Annotated in this window: 17 protein-coding genes; 3 read left to right on the top strand and 14 right to left on the bottom strand. The window is 44.2% G+C overall.

Annotated elements, in window-relative coordinates; all coding sequences use genetic code 11:
* Positions 1-48: 48 nt before the first annotated feature.
* The 8 genes from JMW39_RS04015 to JMW39_RS03980 all read right to left on the bottom strand — a co-directional run bounded on the left by JMW39_RS04015 (position 49) and on the right by JMW39_RS03980 (position 7,218).
* Positions 49-1,017: an NAD(P)H-dependent flavin oxidoreductase gene (locus tag JMW39_RS04015; protein WP_201544044.1), complete on the bottom strand. Its 969-nt coding sequence runs from the start codon at positions 1,015-1,017 to the stop codon at positions 49-51.
* 5 nt (positions 1,018-1,022) lie between these two features.
* Positions 1,023-2,042, bottom strand: a complete 1,020-nt coding sequence (dmpG, locus tag JMW39_RS04010; RefSeq protein WP_201544042.1) for a 4-hydroxy-2-oxovalerate aldolase — start codon at positions 2,040-2,042, stop codon at positions 1,023-1,025.
* 3 nt (positions 2,043-2,045) lie between these two features.
* Complete coding sequence (locus tag JMW39_RS04005) at positions 2,046-2,987, bottom strand: acetaldehyde dehydrogenase (acetylating) (protein ID WP_201544040.1); 942 nt, start codon at positions 2,985-2,987, stop codon at positions 2,046-2,048.
* Between the two features lie 55 nt (positions 2,988-3,042).
* Positions 3,043-3,828: a 2-keto-4-pentenoate hydratase gene (locus JMW39_RS04000; protein ID WP_201544038.1), complete on the bottom strand. Its 786-nt coding sequence runs from the start codon at positions 3,826-3,828 to the stop codon at positions 3,043-3,045.
* A gap of 51 nt (positions 3,829-3,879) precedes the next feature.
* Positions 3,880-4,767 carry a VOC family protein gene (locus JMW39_RS03995; RefSeq protein ID WP_201544036.1) on the bottom strand — a complete coding sequence of 296 codons (888 nt, stop codon included), beginning with the start codon at positions 4,765-4,767 and terminating at the stop codon, positions 3,880-3,882.
* 61 nt (positions 4,768-4,828) lie between these two features.
* Positions 4,829-6,070: an NAD(P)/FAD-dependent oxidoreductase gene (locus tag JMW39_RS03990; RefSeq protein WP_201544035.1), complete on the bottom strand. Its 1,242-nt coding sequence runs from the start codon at positions 6,068-6,070 to the stop codon at positions 4,829-4,831.
* Entirely contained in the window at positions 6,067-6,375 is a 309-nt protein-coding gene (locus JMW39_RS03985) for a bifunctional 3-phenylpropionate/cinnamic acid dioxygenase ferredoxin subunit (protein WP_201544034.1), read from the bottom strand. Before JMW39_RS03985 ends, JMW39_RS03990 begins: the two co-directional genes overlap by 4 nt.
* Positions 6,376-6,387: 12 nt before the next feature.
* Positions 6,388-7,218: an alpha/beta fold hydrolase gene (locus JMW39_RS03980; RefSeq protein ID WP_201544033.1), complete on the bottom strand. Its 831-nt coding sequence runs from the start codon at positions 7,216-7,218 to the stop codon at positions 6,388-6,390.
* A gap of 660 nt (positions 7,219-7,878) precedes the next feature.
* Here JMW39_RS03980 and JMW39_RS03975 point away from each other — a divergent pair.
* Complete coding sequence (locus tag JMW39_RS03975) at positions 7,879-8,445, top strand: TetR/AcrR family transcriptional regulator (RefSeq protein ID WP_201544032.1); 567 nt, start codon at positions 7,879-7,881, stop codon at positions 8,443-8,445.
* A gap of 109 nt (positions 8,446-8,554) precedes the next feature.
* On the opposite strand, the gene JMW39_RS03970 is transcribed toward JMW39_RS03975, so the two are convergent.
* From JMW39_RS03970 to JMW39_RS03945, 6 genes are all read right to left on the bottom strand, one after another.
* Positions 8,555-9,370 carry a thioesterase family protein gene (locus tag JMW39_RS03970; protein WP_201544031.1) on the bottom strand — a complete coding sequence of 272 codons (816 nt, stop codon included), beginning with the start codon at positions 9,368-9,370 and terminating at the stop codon, positions 8,555-8,557.
* A gap of 701 nt (positions 9,371-10,071) precedes the next feature.
* On the bottom strand, positions 10,072-11,757 hold the full coding sequence (locus JMW39_RS03965) for an AMP-binding protein (RefSeq protein ID WP_227679228.1): 1,686 nt from the start codon (positions 11,755-11,757) through the stop codon (positions 10,072-10,074).
* Positions 11,758-11,813: 56 nt separating this feature from the next.
* Complete coding sequence (locus JMW39_RS03960; RefSeq protein ID WP_201544030.1) at positions 11,814-12,872, bottom strand: CaiB/BaiF CoA transferase family protein; 1,059 nt, start codon at positions 12,870-12,872, stop codon at positions 11,814-11,816.
* Positions 12,865-15,036 (bottom strand): 3-hydroxyacyl-CoA dehydrogenase NAD-binding domain-containing protein, encoded by a 2,172-nt coding sequence (locus tag JMW39_RS03955; protein WP_201544029.1) that lies wholly within the window; start codon positions 15,034-15,036, stop codon positions 12,865-12,867. Before JMW39_RS03955 ends, JMW39_RS03960 begins: the two co-directional genes overlap by 8 nt.
* A gap of 76 nt (positions 15,037-15,112) precedes the next feature.
* A complete protein-coding gene (locus tag JMW39_RS03950) occupies positions 15,113-16,321 on the bottom strand; it encodes an acetyl-CoA C-acetyltransferase (protein ID WP_201544027.1) in 1,209 nt (402 codons plus the stop codon).
* 178 nt (positions 16,322-16,499) lie between these two features.
* Positions 16,500-17,651, bottom strand: a complete 1,152-nt coding sequence (locus JMW39_RS03945) for an acyl-CoA dehydrogenase family protein (RefSeq protein ID WP_201544025.1) — start codon at positions 17,649-17,651, stop codon at positions 16,500-16,502.
* A gap of 277 nt (positions 17,652-17,928) precedes the next feature.
* On the opposite strand from JMW39_RS03945, the gene JMW39_RS03940 reads away from it, so the two are divergent.
* Both JMW39_RS03940 and JMW39_RS03935 read left to right on the top strand, forming a co-directional pair.
* Entirely contained in the window at positions 17,929-18,579 is a 651-nt protein-coding gene (locus JMW39_RS03940; RefSeq protein ID WP_201544023.1) for a TetR/AcrR family transcriptional regulator, read from the top strand.
* 264 nt (positions 18,580-18,843) lie between these two features.
* Positions 18,844-19,377 carry a DUF2058 domain-containing protein gene (locus JMW39_RS03935; RefSeq protein ID WP_201544022.1) on the top strand — a complete coding sequence of 178 codons (534 nt, stop codon included), beginning with the start codon at positions 18,844-18,846 and terminating at the stop codon, positions 19,375-19,377.
* Positions 19,378-19,627 lie beyond the last annotated feature (250 nt).

The following is a 19,627-nucleotide window of genomic DNA, read 5'->3' as shown; positions in this document are numbered from 1 at the left end:
ATCAATTGGTATTGGATATAAAGATAGAAACTGCTTGTTACTTACCGCTTATGCTTTGGGCCATTCGGCAAGCTTATCGTTAAGCGTAGATTTCAAGGTTTTAAGCTCGGTAGCTAACGAGTCAACCACATCAGCGACGCTCTCAACGCACTCGGTCGCGCTCACCCCGTGACCTGCGCCCCAAGTGTCCTTCCAAGCTTTACCTTCACCGTGGATATCAGAAAAATCAATTTCTGTACTGCCTTTAGACGACTTAAGATCAAAGCCTGATTTTTCTAAACTGGCTTTTAGCCAATTGGCCATCACTCCAGAGACGACATCTGATGTCACAATATCCGACATGGTTGATTCAACCAACATACTGCGATAATCATCGTTCACTAAGCTCTCAGGACAGCTGATAAAGCGAGTGCCCATATAAGCAAAGTCAGCCCCAAGAGCGAGCAAGGCGGCAATTGATTTGGCGCTTTGTATCGCGCCGCCAACGATGATAGGCCCATCATAAAAACGGCGAACCTCTTCTACAAAAGCAAAAGCCGTATATTTGCCGGTATGACCACCCGCTCCAGAACAAACCAAAATCAGACCATCAACGCCTGCTTCGACGGCTTTTTTTGCTTGTTCTGCATTGATAACATCGGCGAAAACCTTGCCGCCAAACGCATGAACTCTATCTAATACGCGTTTAGGACTACCAAGCGCGGTCACCACAAACTTAGGTTTGTAGCGCTCAACCAATGCCAACTCGGCCTCAAAACGGTCATAGCTTTTATGAACAATCATGTTCATCGCCCACATACCCTCATAGGCGGTATCTTTAAGCTCGGACTCGATTTTGTCTAACCACTCTTCTAATACCTCAATCGTGCGAGCGTTAGGGGCTGGGAAACAGCCTATTATTCCCGCTTTTGCCGATGCGATAACCAAGTCAGGGCCCGATATCAGGAACATCGGCGCTACGATAACTGGCAGCCGCATCTGATCATATAATGCAGATACGATATCTCTATTGGCCATATCCTCTACCCCTTCACTTTATTAATTAAGTCCAGAGCCACATCAACGATCATGTCTTCTTGACCACCGATAAGCTTACGCTTGCCCACTTCAACCAATATCTCTCGCACATCAATATTGTATTGCTTAGATGCTTTTTCGGCATGACGTAAGAAGCTAGAGTAAACACCAGCATAGCCAAGTGTTAGCGTCTCACGGTCAACCCGAACAGGTCTGTCTTGTAGTGGTCGCACCAAGTCTTCAGCCGCATCCATCAATTTATAAAGGTCGCAGTTATGCTCCCATCCTAAGCGATTGATGACGGCAATAAACACTTCTAACGGTGCGTTTCCAGCGCCAGCGCCCATACCAGTTAAAGAAGCATCGACACGAGTTACGCCATTTTCGACCGCGACAATGCTATTGGCGACACCTAGACTTAGGTTGTGATGCGCGTGAATACCAAGCTCAGTGCTGGCATTTAACGTATCTTTTAGTGCCTTGACGCGATCTGCAATATCATTCATATTCATCGCGCCGCCGCTGTCTACGACATAGACACAACCTGCGCCATACGACTCCATGATTTTTGCCTGTTCGGCCAGTTTGGTGGGAGACACCATATGCGACATCATCAAGAAGCCTATCGTGTCCATGCCCATCGCTTTCGCGGTTTCGATATGCTGTTTTGAGACGTCCGCTTCTGTACAATGGGTCGCAACACGCACTGAACGTACGCCCAAATCATAAGCGCGCTTTAAATCTTTGACAGAGCCGATACCGGGTAGCAATAGCGTGGTCAGTACGGTTTTGTCTAATACATCAGCAACCGCCTCTAACCACTCCCAATCGGTATGCGCACCAAAGCCATAGTTGAAGCTACTGCCACTTAGGCCATCGCCATGCGCAACTTCAATAGCATCAACACCTGCTTCTTCGAGCGCTTTAGCGATATCACGTACATGGTCAATACCGTATTGATGACGTATGGCATGCATACCGTCGCGAAGGGTGACGTCTTGGATATATAGTTTTTTATTAGTCATAATTTATTCTCCCACTTGTGCTTGTCTGGCTACCGCAATTTTTTCAGCAGTTTTCAGTGCCGCTGAGGTCATAATGTCTAAATTGCCCGCATACGAAGGTAGGTAATGCGCCGCCCCTTCTACTTCAAGAAATACTGAGGTTTTCAGCCCTGTCAACGTACCGATATCTGGTATATGCAATGGGTTTTGTTCGGTATAGCGCTCAAACTGTACTGTCTGCTTTAAGCGATAACCTGGCACATAGCTTTGTACCTCTTTTACCATTTCATCAACACTGGCTCTAATGTCGTCCTCATTGGCATCTTCAGAAAAGGTGAGTACAGTGTCACGCATAATCATCGGTGGCTCGGCAGGGTTTAGGACAATAATCGCTTTGCCTTTTTTGGCACCGCCTACCTGCTCAATTGCTTGCGAGGTAGTTTCGGTAAACTCATCAATATTTGCACGAGTACCGGGTCCTGCAGATTTTGATGAGATAGAGGCGATGATTTCTGCATAATGCACCGGTGCCACGCGCGATACGGCATATACAATAGGGATGGTCGCTTGACCACCACACGTCACCATGTTGACATTAGGCTGATCAATATTGGAATCGCCATTGACCGCAGGGACAATAAACGGACCAATCGCAGCTGGGGTCAAATCAACAATGACTTTGCCCGCTTCATTACAAATTTTAGAATGGGTGGCATGCGCAGAGGCAGAAGTGGCATCGAAGACAATCGCGATGTTCTCCCACTCAGGCATAGCCACTAAACCATTGATACCTTCATGAGTGGTTGCGACGCCCATACGTTTGGCACGTGCTAAGCCATCAGATTCAGGATCGACACCAACCATGGCGACGATCTCTAGCTCTTGAGAGGTTCTTAGAATTTTAATCATCAGATCGGTTCCAATATTTCCTGAACCGATGATGGCGACTTTCGCTTTCGTTGACATATTATTGACATCCTTTTCGATAGGTGAACTACTTATTCGGTTTGCTATTTAGTTATTAATCGATAAAGCTTACTGACACACTATTCAGACCATCTATGCTGGCGGTAAATTGATCCCCTGATTTGACGGCTATCATTGGACCTAGAGCACCAGATAGCACCACATCACCTGCTTTGAGTGGCTGACCATTTTTAATCATCATATTGGCAAGCCAAAGTGTCGCCAATAAGGGGTTGCCTAAACACGCCCGACCTTCGCCTTCAGAAACGACTGCATCACCATTTGCCAACTGCATTTTGCAGCTTTCTAAATCCAGTTGGCTAAGCGGTACGGGTGTGGTTCCCATAATGATTCCGCCGTAAGAAGCATTGTCAGCGATAGTATCAAACAGGCTAATATCCCAGTTCGCCACACGACTATCGACAATCTCTAAAGCAGCAACGGCATAATCAACGGCATTGATGACATCAATAATCGTTAAATGCTCAGCATCTAAATCAGACTTCAGTACGAAGGCAATTTCGGCTTCAATTTTGGGCTGCAAAAACTGATCGACAGATATCTGCGCGCCTGAGCAATAGCATGTATCGGCGTAGACCATACCGTAGTCCGGTTGATCCACACCCAATTGTGCTTGCACGGCGGATGAGGTCAGGCCAATCTTGCGACCGATGGTGACTCTACCTTGCTCGCTCCAGCGGCGGTGATTCTCTTGCTGAATCCCATAAGCTAAAGAGATATCGGTGGCGTCAACTTGGTCACGTAGTGGTGCGATTGCGCCTTTACTATAGGCATCAAATAGTGAAGTGGCTAAATCAGCAGCGGTATTCTTGTCATTCATAATGTAAAGCTCTCATGTACGTCGTGTATTTTTGCGTCGTATATAGATGGGTTATTTACGTGGCGGACGCTGAAATTTATGTCCCCAAGCTGAATTGGTATGATGAACTTTGACATGCCAGCTATCATCATCAACTTCTATGGCACCCCAGCCAAATTCAACATCAAAACCAGAAGGGCTCATGGTGTAAAAAGACAACATCTCATCATTAGAGTGTCGACCTAGCGTGAACGAAAAGTGTGTGCCCGCTTTCTCTGCCGCATCCATCGCCCGACCAACGTCATCGACGTTATCGACTTGCAGCATGATATGAGCAACTTTTGCTGGGATAGGCACAGGCGCTAATGCCAAAGAATGATGACGTCCGTTACAACGTAAGAAGGAGATACTTAAAGGTTTACCAGGTACGATTTCGGTATTGATGTAATCTGATACTTTGAAGCCTAAAAGCTGAGTGTAGAATGCTTCTTGCGCCGCATGATCTTTACTAATAAGGACAATATGACCGAGTCCCTGCTCGCCAGTAATAAAGCGAAAACCTTTAGGACTGACAAAAGGCTGATTAGTCAATTGTAAAGGGCCGTAGAAGGCTTCACAGCGGGTGCCATCAGAATCATAAAAGACGATAAGCTCTTTTACTTGACGAGATTTTGCCAACTCATCTGAACCCACTTCAAAAGCGATTTTATGCTTGTGCAAGCGGCTTTTCAGACTTTCCAAATCTTGCTTGTCACTGACTTCCCAACCGACATAATCTAGATGGTTATGATCTGAATTTTTAAGCTTAATACGCCAAGCATACGAATCGACGCGCAGTGACATATCACCGTTATCATGGTCATCGACACTGACGCCCAGTATGTTTTCGGCATAATCTCGCCACGCTTCTCTATCAGCAATGGAGAAGCCCAGATAGCCCAACGCTTTTATCTCTGACATGTTAAAAATCCCTTTTATGAGTTTTATCCCTTCACTACACAACACATATATAGCCAAGCATTTAGCCGCGCATCAGTTTTCGCAGTGGTAGCTCTGGATTGGCCAATTGTGATGGCTCAACATTCACATCATTCTTTATCATGCGCATGGCAGCACGAACGGCATTTGGATTATTGACACTGACTGCACCAACGACGCGATTATCAACCACGCTAAAATACACCGGCCAATCACTTTCAAGTCTCACGACCAAATGCTCCTTGGTGGGTAAAATATTGCCAGCCATCTCTATATGCAAATCGCCTTGATCTGACCAAAACCAATCGACGGGTGCAGCAGGCGGCTCTTTATTTAAAATAGCAGCGGCGGCGCGCTCCCCTTGATGTTGGGCTGACTGCCAGTGTTCATGACGTACCGTTGAGCCATCAGCTTGGGTCACTGCCGCAACGTCTCCCGCCGCATAAATGCCTGAAAATTTAGTGACTTGATTGTCATTTACTTGAATGCCGCCCGTTGCTGGGTTTAGTAGCTCAGCGCTCACTGCTTCCGAAAGATAAGGGGTGCTTGGCGCCATACCAACGCCCATCACGATGACATCAACCTCAATGGACGTGGTATCTTCAAACAATATGGACACACTACCGTCCGCCTGCTCTATAAATTTATCGAGGCGGCAATGAGGTGTTAGCGTCACACCTTGGGAGCAGTGATTAGCAACAATTTTTTCGCATAATTCTGTCGGTAGTAGATGAGCCATTGGAAGCTCAGCGGCATCTAACCACTGTACTGCGGCGCCAGATTTAGATAACGAAGCCGTAGTTTCAGCACCAATGAAGCCGCCACCTATCACTGCCACGCGTGTATCAGCGGTCAATCTTTGGCGTAGGTTTAGAGCATCTTCATAGTGACGTAGTACAAATACTTGCGGCAAATCTGCCCCTTCTATAGGTAGTCGTCTTGCCTCGCCACCCGTTGCCAGTACGATGGCATCGGCGGTTAATTCTTTACCAGACTCCAAAGTGATGCGACGTGTCGTTGGATCTAATTCATACACACCATCACCATAGTGAGCTTCTATATTGAGCGACGTGAGCTCGTCATCGCTGATTAAAGCAATATCGTGGTGAGTGCTATCGGCTTGCATCAAAATCTGCTTGGATAGCGGTGGCCTCTCATACGCGCCATGTTTGTCTTTATCGACCAGCGTAATGCTGCCCAAAAAGCCCTGTTGGCGTAATGCTCTGACAGCGCTTACTCCAGCGGCACTTGCACCAACGACGATGACTGACTCAATCTGGCTCATCTGTCGACCTCAACGTATATCTCACCATCTCTGATTTCGACATCATAAACATTGACGGCTTTTATCGCTGGTGGATTATCAGGAACGCCCGTTTTTAGACAAAACACTGACATATGCAGCGGACACTCAACGGTGTCGCCCTCTACAAAACCATCACAAAACGAGGCTTGGGCATGAGTACAAGTATCATCAATAGCATAAACCTCACCACTTTCACCACGAATGATGGCGATTGGTGGGTTAAATTGGTCCAGCTTGATTGCTTCGCCAATGTCTAAGTCTTCTAATTTGCCAATATGAAACATAACAACCTCGCTTTATTCTACCGTGAAATGATTGATAACCAATTGCAGGAACTCTTTAGGTCTTTCAGCCATGACCCAATGCCCACAATTGGCTAGGACATGCAAATCTGCATTGGGCATCGAACGACCTAACTTAAAGCCCATTTCTGTCGGCACGACTTTGTCTTCACGGCCGTGAATAACGATAGCAGGATGATTGATTTTGGCGACCACGTGCTCAGGCATGCCAGAGAGTTGGGTTTCCCCTTCCTCGTTTGGCTGTACCAATAACTTGCGCAGACCTTCTTGAGCACCAGGGATAAGGCTGGTTTGATAACGCTCTTCGACCAACTCATCGGTGATGGTGTCTGGATTATATGGAAAGTGTGACATGGCTTGACGCATGTTTTCGCGTGATGGCGTGTAGTCCCATCCTGAGCGCAGACCGGGCGTCATAAAGAACTTGTCACAAGGGGTGCCCATTAAGCAGAGCTTGGAAAACCTTTCAGGGAAACGGGCCGCCGTTGCAAGTGTCAACGAGCCACCAAATGAGTTACCAATGACGTGGGTTTTTTCGATACCTAACGCATCTAAAAAGGCCAGTAAGTGCTTGCCCCAATGCTTAATATCATAACTGAAGTTAGGATCTCTTTCAGTGTGTCCAAAGCCAGCTAGGTCAGGCGCAATGACACGGAAGTGTTTGGCAAGCTCAGGAATAATTTTACGCCAGTTTGTATAGGCAGAGACGCCTGGTCCAGAACCATGCAATAGCAATAATGGCTCACCCTCGCCCATTTCCAAATAGTTGGTTTGCAGTCCAAAAGCTTCAATCGTTTTGCCTTTGCCAGAATCAATTACTTGCATATTCAATCTTCCTTGATAACAGTTTTCACGAGATGATTATTTATCACTGACAATTACAATAATGTAGATTATCACTAATGTCAATACGCTACCGTATGGTAAATAATAAAAATAACCCTTATCATGATTGCGAAGCACAATAGGATTAATAGACCTTTAATTCTTGAATCCTTATAAATAATAGATTATAGGATAAAAATAGGGGATTTATTAATCAAAATTATTAGTTAAATTTTATTTTAATTTAGAAAATATAGATGTATTCTATTAATATATAACATACTAAAGCGTATGTTATAGCTAATAATCAGCCGTATTTCGATGTAATAAACAAGGATAAAAATGGTAAAAGCGCTGTTTACTAGTATTTAACAGGATGAGCGAGAGGTCTTCGGAGAGTAGTTGAGAATGAACCTGATAGCTTATTAGGCTAGGACTTAAGTTTATTAAAATGATAAGATAAGGCAAATCTGATCTGACTAGCTGAGTGCATGGCTCAGTAGGCGTACGATTATTAATTTCTACGAGTGCTATCGTAGCGTCAGACTTTAGATATCTGGTATTGAGCATACTTGAAACCTACTAAATATAATAAATGAATTGTTTAAGAGTGAATCAACGATGATTGACTCTTTTTTAATAAGTAGAGGTCTTAAAAACATGGATTTAATAGAAAAAAATCCAAGTCAATCCAACAAACTGACTGCGCAAGATTGGTTGGATATCGCTGAATCTGAGCTGGCTAAATCTGGTATCACGGCCGTCAGAGTAGAGCCACTTGCCAAAAAGCTGAAAGTGACAAAGGGAAGTTTTTACTGGCATTTTAGTAGCAGAAAAGAGCTGTTCGAAAAGCTGTTGTCAAACTGGCGCACTCGCTCGACTGTTTCTATTATCGAGCGTTTGAGTGATATAGAGTTGACACCTGAAGAACGCTTGAGGAAACTTTTTTTAATTCCTTATAAGCGCAACACCAAGACCAATGGCGCCGCTTTAGAGCTTGCCATTCGTAACTGGTCACAAAACGATAAAGCGGTGCAGGAAATTCTAAATGAAGTCGATACTCACCGTCTGACTTTTATTGCGATGATTTTTGAAAATTTAGGGTATGACAAAGAACAGGCGGAGATAAGAGCGGCACGATTTTATTACACGATGCAGGGAATATCTGTCGTCAACGTACACAAAGAACAGGCTTCTATTGAGCAGATATTTGAGACCTTGTTGTAATAATTTTTGGATAGCGCTTTGAGGTTGCTTGCACAAATAATACCGCTAGCGATGGTATCCTCTATCGAGTTCACCATCGCCTCTTATAATCTTTATGTACTAATCAAATTTAACGCGGAATCTGACGAATGGTAAGAATCTGCTCACTCCGACCAAAAGGTCCGTAAACGTCATGCAGTACGGCACTGGTGATACCAATACCGTCAGCACCGTATTGTTGTACCGCCTCTAGACCTAACCAGCGACCTCTAGGAATACGATGCATATGAATTTGCAAATCCGTATTGGGGAACATCCATTGTAAATCATCCAGCTCTAACCCCAGTCTTGGTACGATGCCATTAGCAAGATCAACCATCCCGAGCAGATGCACCACATCATTAGTAGGCTCACCTTCTACCATTGCCGTATCATTGGTAATCCATACCATACCTTTGCCCGCACGGCGCGCTGAATTAGCAACCAGATTTACGCTTTTGACGAACCCACCAGGCCAGCTTTTCATCTCTTCCCACACGGGCAGCTCATCAGGATGCTGAGTTGCGTTTTGATCTTCTAAGCCTGCAATGGCGCTAGTATCTTGTGTCAAGAGTCGCCAAGCACGCGCACTAATACAAGCGCGACCACCACTACTCATGACCGATTCTATTAACTCGATGGTTTTTCCCGGACGAATACAGCGAGTAGTAATAACAAAGTCATCAAGCGGTATTAGCCCTAAGATATCAAGGCTAATGCGTGCTATTCGCATATTCGCTTGCGGCGCAAATTGAATCAGCTCATGAGTCAACAAGCCCGTCGCCGCTGCCATATGCTGTTCATGTTGATTCCAAGCGCCTTGAGCATGTTGAGTTGGTTTGTAATGTGCAATACTAACATTATCTGCTTGCTGTTCACGTTGGATACAATTGTAATAAGCTGCCATGGTTATCCCTTCACTTTGGTTTTCCAGTAAGATAATCTGAATAGATTCAAACCTAGGATAGTAACAGATATATTGGCGTTGTTTCCTTACTGACATGATACTTTCACTTCTAACTGACGTTTTGAGTAGATAATTTGTCTCAGCAGAATTTGCAGAAGTCTTGCGGGCTCTAAAATAGCTTTACTCTAACTATGTAAAAAAGAAGTCTAGGCGTCTGCTCAATTTTTTGATACTTTGAGAGAAAGCTATATCCCTTATTATCAATGATTGAGTAGCTTACTTGGAAGTAGAGCTATTTTAAGCGAGTCTAACAATGAAGAATTTTTATTTTGTAGACTGGCTTAAAATTTATTAGATGCAAACTATCTCACTATTACGGTCATAGGAATACTATAAATTCATGTAAGGTATGACTAATTTTGATAGAAGTAAAAAAAAGGTTGCTAACACTATATTTTACATAGTATTAGCAACCTTTTTTATTTAGTGTTTTATTCAGGTGCTGTGCTGAATATTGGGGTTTGTGTTTTGACATTATACTTCCTCCATGAAGAATTGAACGATTAGCATCCGTTGCTAATCAACTTTTTGCGACTCTAAACATTCTTATAAAAAGTTTCGTTGATAAAAGCTGACTTGTAAATAAAAAGCCAGCCGTTAATAAAACTGACAAACCCTTTGGATATTCATTTTCAGAGCAGTCAAGCTTCAGCAGCTTGTTTTCTAAGCTCGTGACGCAATATTTTGCCCACTGTGGACTTGGGCAGCTCATCGATAAACTCCACATGGCGTGGGCATTTATAGCCCGATAAGTTCTTTTTACAAAACTCGATCAGCTCTTCTTTTTTCAAGCTTTTGTCATCGGTGACGACATACAATTTGACGGCCTGACCTTGTTGCTCATCATCGACACCCACTACTGAGCCCTCTCTAACTTTAGGGTGCATCTCGACCACGCCTTCGACTTCATTAGGATATACATTAAAGCCGCTAACGATAATCATGTCTTTTTTACGATCTAACAGCTTGACGTAGCCTTCTGCATCGATAGAGCCCACATCACCTGTCTTCAGATAGCCATCTTGGGTGAAAAACTTGCTGTTATCGAGGTTATGATAGCCTTTAATGACGTTCATACCCTTAATACCAATCTCGCCCACTTCACCGATATTCAGCTTATTTTCATCATCGTCTAAAATGACAATATCGATGCCTGGTACTGGCATACCGATGGTACCTGTAAAGTTTTTATTGGTCAGTGGATTAGCAGTACCTACCCCGAGCGTCTCAGACATCCCCCAACCTTCGATGATCGTGACACCTGTAGTATCTAGCCACCTACGGGCCATCTCAGGTGTGGCCGCCATACCGCCAGCTAGTGACAGCTTAAGGTTAGAGAAGTCCAAATCTTTGAATTTTGGGTGATTGAGCAGCGCTTGGAACAAGGTATTTACCGCTGGTAGCAGATGGAAGTCTTCTTTTGCAAGGAGCTTAACAAAGGCATTGATATCACGTGGGTTGGTAACCAGCAGCAAGTGCTGACCCGTACGCAGCCCAAGTAAAGAGATGATAAAAGCAAAAATATGATACATCGGCAAGGCAATCACTGATGTCAGCTGTCCATCGTTATCCGTATACTTCAGTGGTTTAAACCACTCGCTATATTGCTTAGTACCGTAAACGACATTGTGATGGCTAATTAAGATACCCTTAGCCATACCCGTCGTACCACCCGTATATTGAATCATAGCAAGATCATCAGGCTTGACTTCGGACTTTGTATATCTCAATTGCGCGCCCTTTTTTAGCACTGTTTTAAAGCTCACCTCTGTACAGTTGGCACAGCCAGACAAGTCATACTTAGGCACGGCCTTTTTGATATGTTTTGCCGCCAAATTAACCACAGTACCCTTGGCTGTACCCAACATATCGCCAATAGCACTGACTACAACCGTCTCGACAGATGTTTTATCTATGATAGGGTCTAAGCTATGACAAAAAGGCTCTAGTATAAACAGCAGCTTTGCATCAGCGTCGTTGAGTTGATGCTTGAGCTCACGTGAAGTATATAGTGGATTAATTAAAGTCAACACCATGCCCGCGCGTAGAGTGCCAATGACGATAGGCAAGTATTGATTGACATTAGGCATCATCACCCCAACGCTACTACCTGCTGGGAGACCCAAACTTTGAATCCAAGCGGCGATGCTTGTTGCGATTTGATCGACTTGCTGATAGGTATAAGATACGCCCATGTTGGTCATGAACTTGCGCGGCGCAAATTTAACCAATACTTCATCAAAAAAATCATTTAAGGATTGGTCAGTATAAGGCAAGTCTTTGGCGACATCCTCAGGATACTTCTTGGTCCAAAACTTATTCATCATCAACCTTCCTTGGTTTTTGGCAATTAATTTTAAAAAAGTAGCATTAGTGCACTATTTTACTGCCAACCTGATGTCGCACTATGCTCATCTTGGTGTGCAAATAAAGGATGCACCTTTGCCTCCTCTAACGTCAGCACAGGTGTCACGCATACATCAGCGGATTCAAAAACCTGCTGCCAATGCGCAAGTTCATGGCTGGCAAAGGTATCAGCAACCACTTGTGCTGCCTCTTGACTGTCTTTGGTATTGGGCATGACCCCCATTTGCCAATGCTTAGATTTGAGTTCAGGCAATTCTAATACCTCACATAACCCTTGCCAAAACTTTAACTCTAAAGAGCCGACCGCCATATGACGACCGTCTGCGGTTTTGTACAAACGATAACAAGGCAATAAGCCACCTAAGAAATCATGTTGCGGCTTTGGATTTTTGCCAGAAAAGCTCGCAACCAGTTTTCCAGTCGCTTTTGGCATGATCAGATGCTGATACAAGCTATGAGTCATACTGACGGCAACGTGGCGACCTTTTCCCGTGCGCTGTGCTGAAAACACAGCGGCCAAAAGGGCAATCACTGCCGTGTCACTACCGCCTGCTAAGTCTGCAAACTGGATGTTTGGCATTGCTTGATCACCATCTGCGGTTTTTAACTGGTCAAGCACGCCGCTCATCGCCATAAAATTGATATCATGACCCGCTTTATCCGCCCAATTATGCGTGATGTCATCACTGTCAGCTACACCATAACCAGTAATCGATACCATGACCAGCTTTGGATTGAGAGCATGCAAGGTCTTAGCATACAGTCCCATGCCCTCAAGCACCTCAGGACGAAAGCTATCTAGCATCACGTCGGCATCTTTAAGATGCGCTTTGATAGCTTCAATACCTGCTGGATCACGGAAATCAACTTTTTGAGTCTCTTTACCATGGTTCAATGCGGTAAACAGCTCGCCAAAAGCTCGGGCTGGATCGCCATTAAGCGGTTCAATCTTAATAATATCCGCACCCAAGTCTGCAAGCAGTCGCGTGGCAAAAGGCCCTGGTAGGTTGCGCGTCAAATCAACAACGCGCAGCCCCTGCAGGCAGTCTTTCATAGCATCAGCTTGATTAACCATCTACAAATTCCTCACCTTTTAGGGCCATCTCCACTAGGATTTGCGCAGGTGCAAAACGCTCACCGTATTTGCTCGCAAGCTCGCGGCTACGCTCTACAAATTTATCGACACCTACTGAGTTGATGAACTGCAGCGTACCACCTTGGTTTGGCGCAAAGCCCCAACCGAAGATAGAGCCGATGTTGGCATCTGCTACGGTACGTACGACGTTTTCCTCAAAGCATTTCGCGGTCTCATTGGCTTGCACGTAAAGTAGGCGATCTACCAAGTCTTGCTGAGACGGCTGCGCATCTGTCGTTGGGTAAAGTTCCGTGAGTTCAGGCCATAAGTGCTTTTCGCCCTTTTCCGGATAATCATAGAAGCCTTTAGCAACCTTTTTACCTTCGCGTCCAAGCTCGTTGACCATTTTTTCAACGACTGGCATAGCAGGATGCGGGGTAAAGGTCTTACCTTCTGCTTCCAATGCCTTTTTAGTTTGCTCCATCACGTGTAGTGACAAGCTTAGCGAGACTTCGTCCTGCAGAGCCAGTGGCGGCATGGGCATACCAGACTTCATGCCGGCAACTTCGATGCTGCGTGGGTGAATGCCTTCACTCAACATCGCGATACCTTCTGATACGTAAGTACCAAAAACGCGAGAAGTGTAGAAGCCGCGGCTGTCATTGACAACGATTGGTGTCTTACCGATTTGACCGACATAATCAAAACCTTTAGCCAAAGTGGCATCGTCCGTTTCTTCGCCAACGATAATTTCAACCAAAGGCATTTTATCTACTGGTGAAAAGAAATGTAGACCGATGAACTGAGTGGGACGTTTGCTGGCTTTAGCAAGCTCAGTGATTGGTAAGGTTGACGTATTAGAAGCATAAATAGCAGTTTCTGGAATAACGGCTTCAGATTGTCGCGTACATTCTGCTTTAATGTCCACATCTTCAAAGACGGCTTCGATGATTAAATCACAGCCTTCTAAATCCTCATAAGACGTTGTGGTCTTGATAAGGTCTAATAATGCTTGTTTTTTCTCTTCCGTTGAACGACCACGGCTGACAGCCTTATCGAGCAATTTAGTAGAATAATTTTTGCCTTTTTCGGCACCTTCGATAGCCTTATCTAATAGCACCACTTCCATGCCCGCTTTAGCTGAGACGTAAGCGATACCAGCACCCATCATACCAGCACCAAGAATACCGACTTTGCTCACTTTAGAGCGCTCATATCCTTCTGGGCGTGACTGACCTTTTTTGATGCTATTTAGCTGCGTCCAGAGAGTGTTGATCATGTTTTTAGACACGTCTGATAGCGCACAGGCGACAAAAAAGCGCGACTCAATTTTAAGACCGTTATCGATATCGGTAAGACAGCCTTCAAATACACTAGATAAGATGTGGGTAATAGCCGGATAATTGCCGTGCGACTTTTGATTGGCCATCGCGGGCGCAATTGAAAACACTTGCACCACTTGAGGATGCTTGCTATCGCCGCCCGGAATCTTGAAGCCTTTTTTATCCCATGGCTGCTGCGCTTTTGGATTTTCATTAATCCACGCTTTTGCCTTACTGATAAGCTCGTCATTGTCATGAGCCACGTCATCGATAAGACCAATTTCTAGCGCTTGCTGTGGGCGAAGCTCTTTGCCTTGCGTCATCAGCTCAAGGGCTTTTTGGATACCTACTAAACGTGGCAGACGCTGAGTACCACCACCGCCTGGTAATAAACCTAGCTTAACTTCAGGTAAACCCAGTTTGGTTTTTGGCGAATCAATGGCGATACGATAATGGCAAGCTAGAGCCAACTCCAAGCCACCACCAAGCGCTGTACCCGTAATCGCTGCAACCACAGGCTTACCTGAAGTTTCGAGTTTACGCAGACTGGCTTTCAAATCCTCAACCAAATCAAACGCTTGCTCAGCAGTTTCAATAGTGGCCAATTGATCAATATCTGCACCGACTACAAAGGTTGATTTGCCAGACGTTAGGATCAAACCTTTTGCGTCTTGGTCGTTGACAAGTGCATCAGTCAATGCGGCAAAGGCGTCATTAAAGCCATCACCAATGACATTCATCTTACGGTCCGCTTGATCGATAGTGACCGTAATAATACCGTTATCGGCTTGGGCAGAAAAATTATTCAATGCATTGATGGCATCTACGCTATTAGTGCTCATATTCAGTCCTTCTTAATTTATTATGCGGTACGATTGGTCATTGAAAACCATTATTTATCAATATTTTATCAACGTTTTATACACGTTCAATGATAGTCGCAATACCCATACCACCACCCACACATAGGGTAATCATAGCTGTTTTTAGGTCGCGGCGTTCTAGCTCATCGAGCACCGTGGTCAGCAGCATCGCGCCTGTCGCACCAAGGGGGTGACCCATCGCGATAGCGCCACCGTTGACGTTGACGATATCAAGCGAGAGGCCAAAATCATCCGCAGTATTAAGCGGTACAGCAGCAAAGGCTTCGTTAATCTCCCAAAGATCGATATCAGCAGCAGTCATACCGGCTTTAGCCAAGGCTTTTTTACAAGCGGGTGTAGGACCAGTCAGCATAATAGCTGGCTCTGAGCCAATGACTGATGCCATAGTGATTTTGGCACGTGGCTTAAGACCAGCTTTTTGACCGGCAGCCGCACTACCGATGAGGCAAATTGCCGCACCATCAACGATACCCGATGAGTTACCAGCGTGATGTACGTGGTTGACGTTTTCAATCGTCGTATATTTATCAAGAATAACGCCATCGAAGCCCATTTTTCCTGGCATCATAAAGGATGGGTTTAGGCCAGCTAAAGTCTCTACTGAAGTGTTCGGACGAATGGTTTCGTCTTTGTCTAATAGCAATAAACCGTTTAAATCTTTGACTGGAGCCACTGATTTACCGTAGTAGCCTTTTTCCCAAGCGGCGGCGGCTCTTCTGTGTGACTCTGATGCAAACTCATCAACGTCTTTACGGCTAAAGCCTTTTAGCGTTGCGATGGTATCAGCGCCTACGCCTTGAGGGACAAAACTTGTGGCATCATTGACACGGGGATCCATATACCAAGCGCCGCCATCAGAACCCATTGGCACGCGGCTCATTGACTCAACACCACCAGCAACGACCATATCCTCCATACCAGACATCACTTTGGCAGCAGCAAGATTGATAGACTCAAGACCGGATGCGCAGTAGCGTGATAAAGTCACACCTGCGACACTTTGATCCCAGCCAGCATCAATAACAGCAATACGGGCAATATCAGAGCCTTGCTCGCCAACTGGTGTCACACAGCCCAGCACCACATCATCAACCAAACTGGTGTCTAAATTGTGGCGCTGCTGCATCTCTTTGAGTAGCGTGCGAGTCAGCCAAATAGGTGACGCCTGATGGAGGGAGCCATCTTTTTTGCCTTTGCCACGTGGGGTGCGGATGGCATCATAGATATAAGCGGTCTCGGTCATAATAAATCCCTTTAATATTTCATTGGATATGTGTTAGATAATGAAGTTTTGAGGAGAATATATTCTCCTCAATTCAATGCTTAATAACATTTGGCTTAATAACATTCGTATATTGGCTGGTATGTATTTATCTGCATACAGCGGTTTACATAAAGCGGCTTGGTTTCACCTAACGCTATTACATAAAGCGTGAAGCCAACTCCTTCATAATCTCATTGGTGCCGCCGTAGATTTTTTGTACGCGGGCATCAGCATACATACGAGCGATAGGATACTCGGACATATAACCATAACCACCAAATAGCTGTAAGCACTCATCCATCGTTTTGCACTGTTTTTCAGTGACCCAGTACTTAATTAATGAGGCTTGGGCTGCGGTAAGCTTACCCTCTATCTGCGCCTCAACAGCAGAATCACACAAAGCTTTTACCGCTAAATAATCAGCTTGTACTTCAGCTAACTTGAAGCGCGTGTTTTGAAACTTCCAAATCGGCTTACCAAAAGCTTCGCGCTGCTTGACATAATCAAGCGTCAGCTCTAAAGCAAGTTTCATAGCACCGCAACCACTTAAGGCAATAATCAGACGCTCTTGTGGCAGCTCTTGCATCATTTGTATGAAACCTAAACCTTCCATACCGCCTAATACGTTTTTTTGTGGCACACGGACATTACTAAAGAATAGCTCCGAGGTATCCTGACCAGCCAAGCCAGTCTTTTTAAGGTTACGTCCACGTGAGAAACCTTCTAAACCGTCCGTCTCGACCAAGATAAGTGAGACGCCCTGAGCACCCTGCTCGCGGTCTGTTTTACAGGCTAATAGAACAAGGTTTGCATGCTGACCGTTCGTGATAAATGTTTTTGAGCCATTGATGAGATAGTCATCACCTTCTTTTATCGCGTAAGTCTTGATAGCTTGTAAGTCAGAACCAGTGGTAGGTTCAGTCATCGCAATAGCAGCGACGTATTCGCCAGTAGCCATCTTAGGTAATAACGATTTCTTCTGATCTTCAGTACCAAGCTTATAGATATAAGGGGCAACGATACCTGAATGTACCATACCGCCATAGCCCGCTTGGTTCGCTTGTGCTTGAGCTAACAAAATAGCAGCTTCATGACCAAAGTTACCGCCGCCGCCGCCGTACTCTTCTGGTATAGAGGCACATAAAAAGCCCATCTCGCCTGCTTCGTTCCAAGCTTCACGGTCAATCATGCCGTTTTCACGCCACTGCTCGTCTTTAGACTCCCAACTTTGGAACATCTTCAAAGCACTGTCATACACCATACTATGTTCTTCGGTCATCCAGTTTGAGGCAAAGGCTTCAATACTCATGCTATCCATCCTTGGTTTAAATTAAAAATATAATTAAATTAATTGTGCTGGAATTAAAGTTTTATTAAGAGTAGCAATTAATGGTAATTTAAATTACCCTTTGTACAAGACCTTAAATCTATACAAACATTAACTCGTGACAGATATACTAGGTTATCAAAATACTTTATTCAATCTGTTTAATTTAAATGGTAATATAAGTTACCATAATTATGTTTCGTAAGATCAATAAAGAAACTCACTCTCACTCAAGCAAAATATATAGGAGTAAATATTCATGACAAGGGTCAGCCCAAAGGACAGCCTTACGACACCTCATCAATTGGCACCGTTGGCAGATATGCGACCTGCCACCTTGGATAAGATTGAAAAAGCAGTTCGTAAAGTTTTTGCAGGCTTCGACCCTAGTGAAGTGACGATGGCGCAAATTGCCAAATCTGCCAACGTGTCACTGCAAACGCTCTACAAATACTTTGGCGATAAGCAAACCCTATTTAATACCATTATGGATATTGTGCTTGGCAGATTGGCTGAACGAATCATGGATCACTTACAAGGGATTGATAGCGTGAAAGATCGATTGCGTAAGACGCTTTGGGTATGTTTTGACTTTGTTGATACCCATCCCGATGCAGTGATGGTACTTTCCTCGGTATCAGTATCCCGTATTCGCAGTATCGCTATTTATGAGAATAAAGAGCTGATTGGTGCATTTTTGGATGTATTAGAAGATGGGCAAAAACGCGGTGTATTGAACGACAGCGTGCCGCTATATATTTTGTTCGATGTGTTTATGGGATTTATTAGCCGTCTAGGATTAATGCATATCATGCGTCAGAGCCATACGCCGATAAACAAAGATTTTGATGCGTTGTTTGTGATTTTGTGGCGAGCGATATCTAAGCCTGACATAGAAAGTCTTCAATAATATAAAGATGAATAGCCCAATATGAGTATTCTGTTTAAAATAATTAGGCTGAATGGTAGCAGGCAATGTCGTTTAGCTTAATTGATGACATACCCTAGTTAAAACTCTAGCGGCCATCATTAAAGCTACTCTCTTAATAAGTGATTAGCCCGCTCAATGTGATGACATGTCTGGGCAAAATTTGTTACCATGACTTTTTAAATGCTACGATTTAGGCAGTTTCAGATTTAGGTAATTTCACTTAGGTACTTAGGTAATAAAGACATGGCCAAAAACGCCCTACAAGAACAACTCTTAAAAGCTGGATTGGTGGATAGCAAAAAAGCCAAAAAAATCAGCAAACAGTCGCAGCATGCCAAGCGTACTGGCGACGCCTCAAACCTTGAAGCCAAAAAAGCCTTGGCAGACGCTCAAGCCAAAAAAATAGAAAAAGACCAAAAGCTTAATCAGGAAAAACAGCAGATTTTAGAAGAAAAAATGCTAAGAGCCAATGTCATTCAGATGATTAAGCAACACCAAATCACAGAAATACAGGGTGACGTCACCTATCAATTTGTTGACGATGCGAAAATTAAAAAGATTTATATTACCCAAAAGCTCTATGATCAAATAGTGGCAGGTCATGTGGTGATTGCGCGCTTAGAAGACGATTACGCGCTGCTTCCTCGCCCATTGGCTGACCGTATCAACTCCAAGCTCGAAGGCTTTATGGTGGTGTCGAATGACAAATCAGAGGTTGAGCTGGCAGAAGATGACCCTTATGCTGCTTATGTCATTCCAGATGATTTAATGTGGTAACTTATTCTTAAATATTGAAGAATGAGATTCTGATTATCCTATTTACTGAAAAAGTCCTTTATAGAGTTACTCTATAAAGGACTTTTTTAATGCTTATTTAGTGAGCCAACTACAAAATCTTAAATAATGTAATCTTAAGGTCATATCGATTTAAAACGAATTTTTCATTGCAGGATTACTTTATAATAAAGTTATGCTAAAAAGCACAGGCTAACATAGCTAAAATCATCAGCAACAATCATTATTAGAC

Source organism: Psychrobacter immobilis, from assembly GCF_904846175.1.
GTDB classification, from domain to species: Bacteria; Pseudomonadota; Gammaproteobacteria; order Pseudomonadales; family Moraxellaceae; genus Psychrobacter; species Psychrobacter immobilis_E.
This window is presented reverse-complemented; position numbering and strand designations above follow the sequence as displayed.

What these genes read in the sequence shown, in the direction of transcription:
- JMW39_RS04015 (WP_201544044.1), bottom strand. Translation starts at nt 1,017, where the DNA reads ATGGCCAATAGAGATATCGTATCTGCATTATATGATCAGATGCGGCTG.
- dmpG (WP_201544042.1), bottom strand. Translation starts at nt 2,042, where the DNA reads ATGACTAATAAAAAACTATATATCCAAGACGTCACCCTTCGCGACGGT.
- JMW39_RS04005 (WP_201544040.1), bottom strand. Translation starts at nt 2,987, where the DNA reads ATGTCAACGAAAGCGAAAGTCGCCATCATCGGTTCAGGAAATATTGGA.
- JMW39_RS04000 (WP_201544038.1), bottom strand. Translation starts at nt 3,828, where the DNA reads ATGAATGACAAGAATACCGCTGCTGATTTAGCCACTTCACTATTTGAT.
- JMW39_RS03995 (WP_201544036.1), bottom strand. Translation starts at nt 4,767, where the DNA reads ATGTCAGAGATAAAAGCGTTGGGCTATCTGGGCTTCTCCATTGCTGAT.
- JMW39_RS03990 (WP_201544035.1), bottom strand. Translation starts at nt 6,070, where the DNA reads ATGAGCCAGATTGAGTCAGTCATCGTCGTTGGTGCAAGTGCCGCTGGA.
- JMW39_RS03985 (WP_201544034.1), bottom strand. Translation starts at nt 6,375, where the DNA reads ATGTTTCATATTGGCAAATTAGAAGACTTAGACATTGGCGAAGCAATC.
- JMW39_RS03980 (WP_201544033.1), bottom strand. Translation starts at nt 7,218, where the DNA reads ATGCAAGTAATTGATTCTGGCAAAGGCAAAACGATTGAAGCTTTTGGA.
- JMW39_RS03975 (WP_201544032.1), top strand. Translation starts at nt 7,879, where the DNA reads ATGGATTTAATAGAAAAAAATCCAAGTCAATCCAACAAACTGACTGCG.
- JMW39_RS03970 (WP_201544031.1), bottom strand. Translation starts at nt 9,370, where the DNA reads ATGGCAGCTTATTACAATTGTATCCAACGTGAACAGCAAGCAGATAAT.
- JMW39_RS03965 (WP_227679228.1), bottom strand. Translation starts at nt 11,757, where the DNA reads ATGATGAATAAGTTTTGGACCAAGAAGTATCCTGAGGATGTCGCCAAA.
- JMW39_RS03960 (WP_201544030.1), bottom strand. Translation starts at nt 12,872, where the DNA reads ATGGTTAATCAAGCTGATGCTATGAAAGACTGCCTGCAGGGGCTGCGC.
- JMW39_RS03955 (WP_201544029.1), bottom strand. Translation starts at nt 15,036, where the DNA reads ATGAGCACTAATAGCGTAGATGCCATCAATGCATTGAATAATTTTTCT.
- JMW39_RS03950 (WP_201544027.1), bottom strand. Translation starts at nt 16,321, where the DNA reads ATGACCGAGACCGCTTATATCTATGATGCCATCCGCACCCCACGTGGC.
- JMW39_RS03945 (WP_201544025.1), bottom strand. Translation starts at nt 17,651, where the DNA reads ATGAGTATTGAAGCCTTTGCCTCAAACTGGATGACCGAAGAACATAGT.
- JMW39_RS03940 (WP_201544023.1), top strand. Translation starts at nt 17,929, where the DNA reads ATGACAAGGGTCAGCCCAAAGGACAGCCTTACGACACCTCATCAATTG.
- JMW39_RS03935 (WP_201544022.1), top strand. Translation starts at nt 18,844, where the DNA reads ATGGCCAAAAACGCCCTACAAGAACAACTCTTAAAAGCTGGATTGGTG.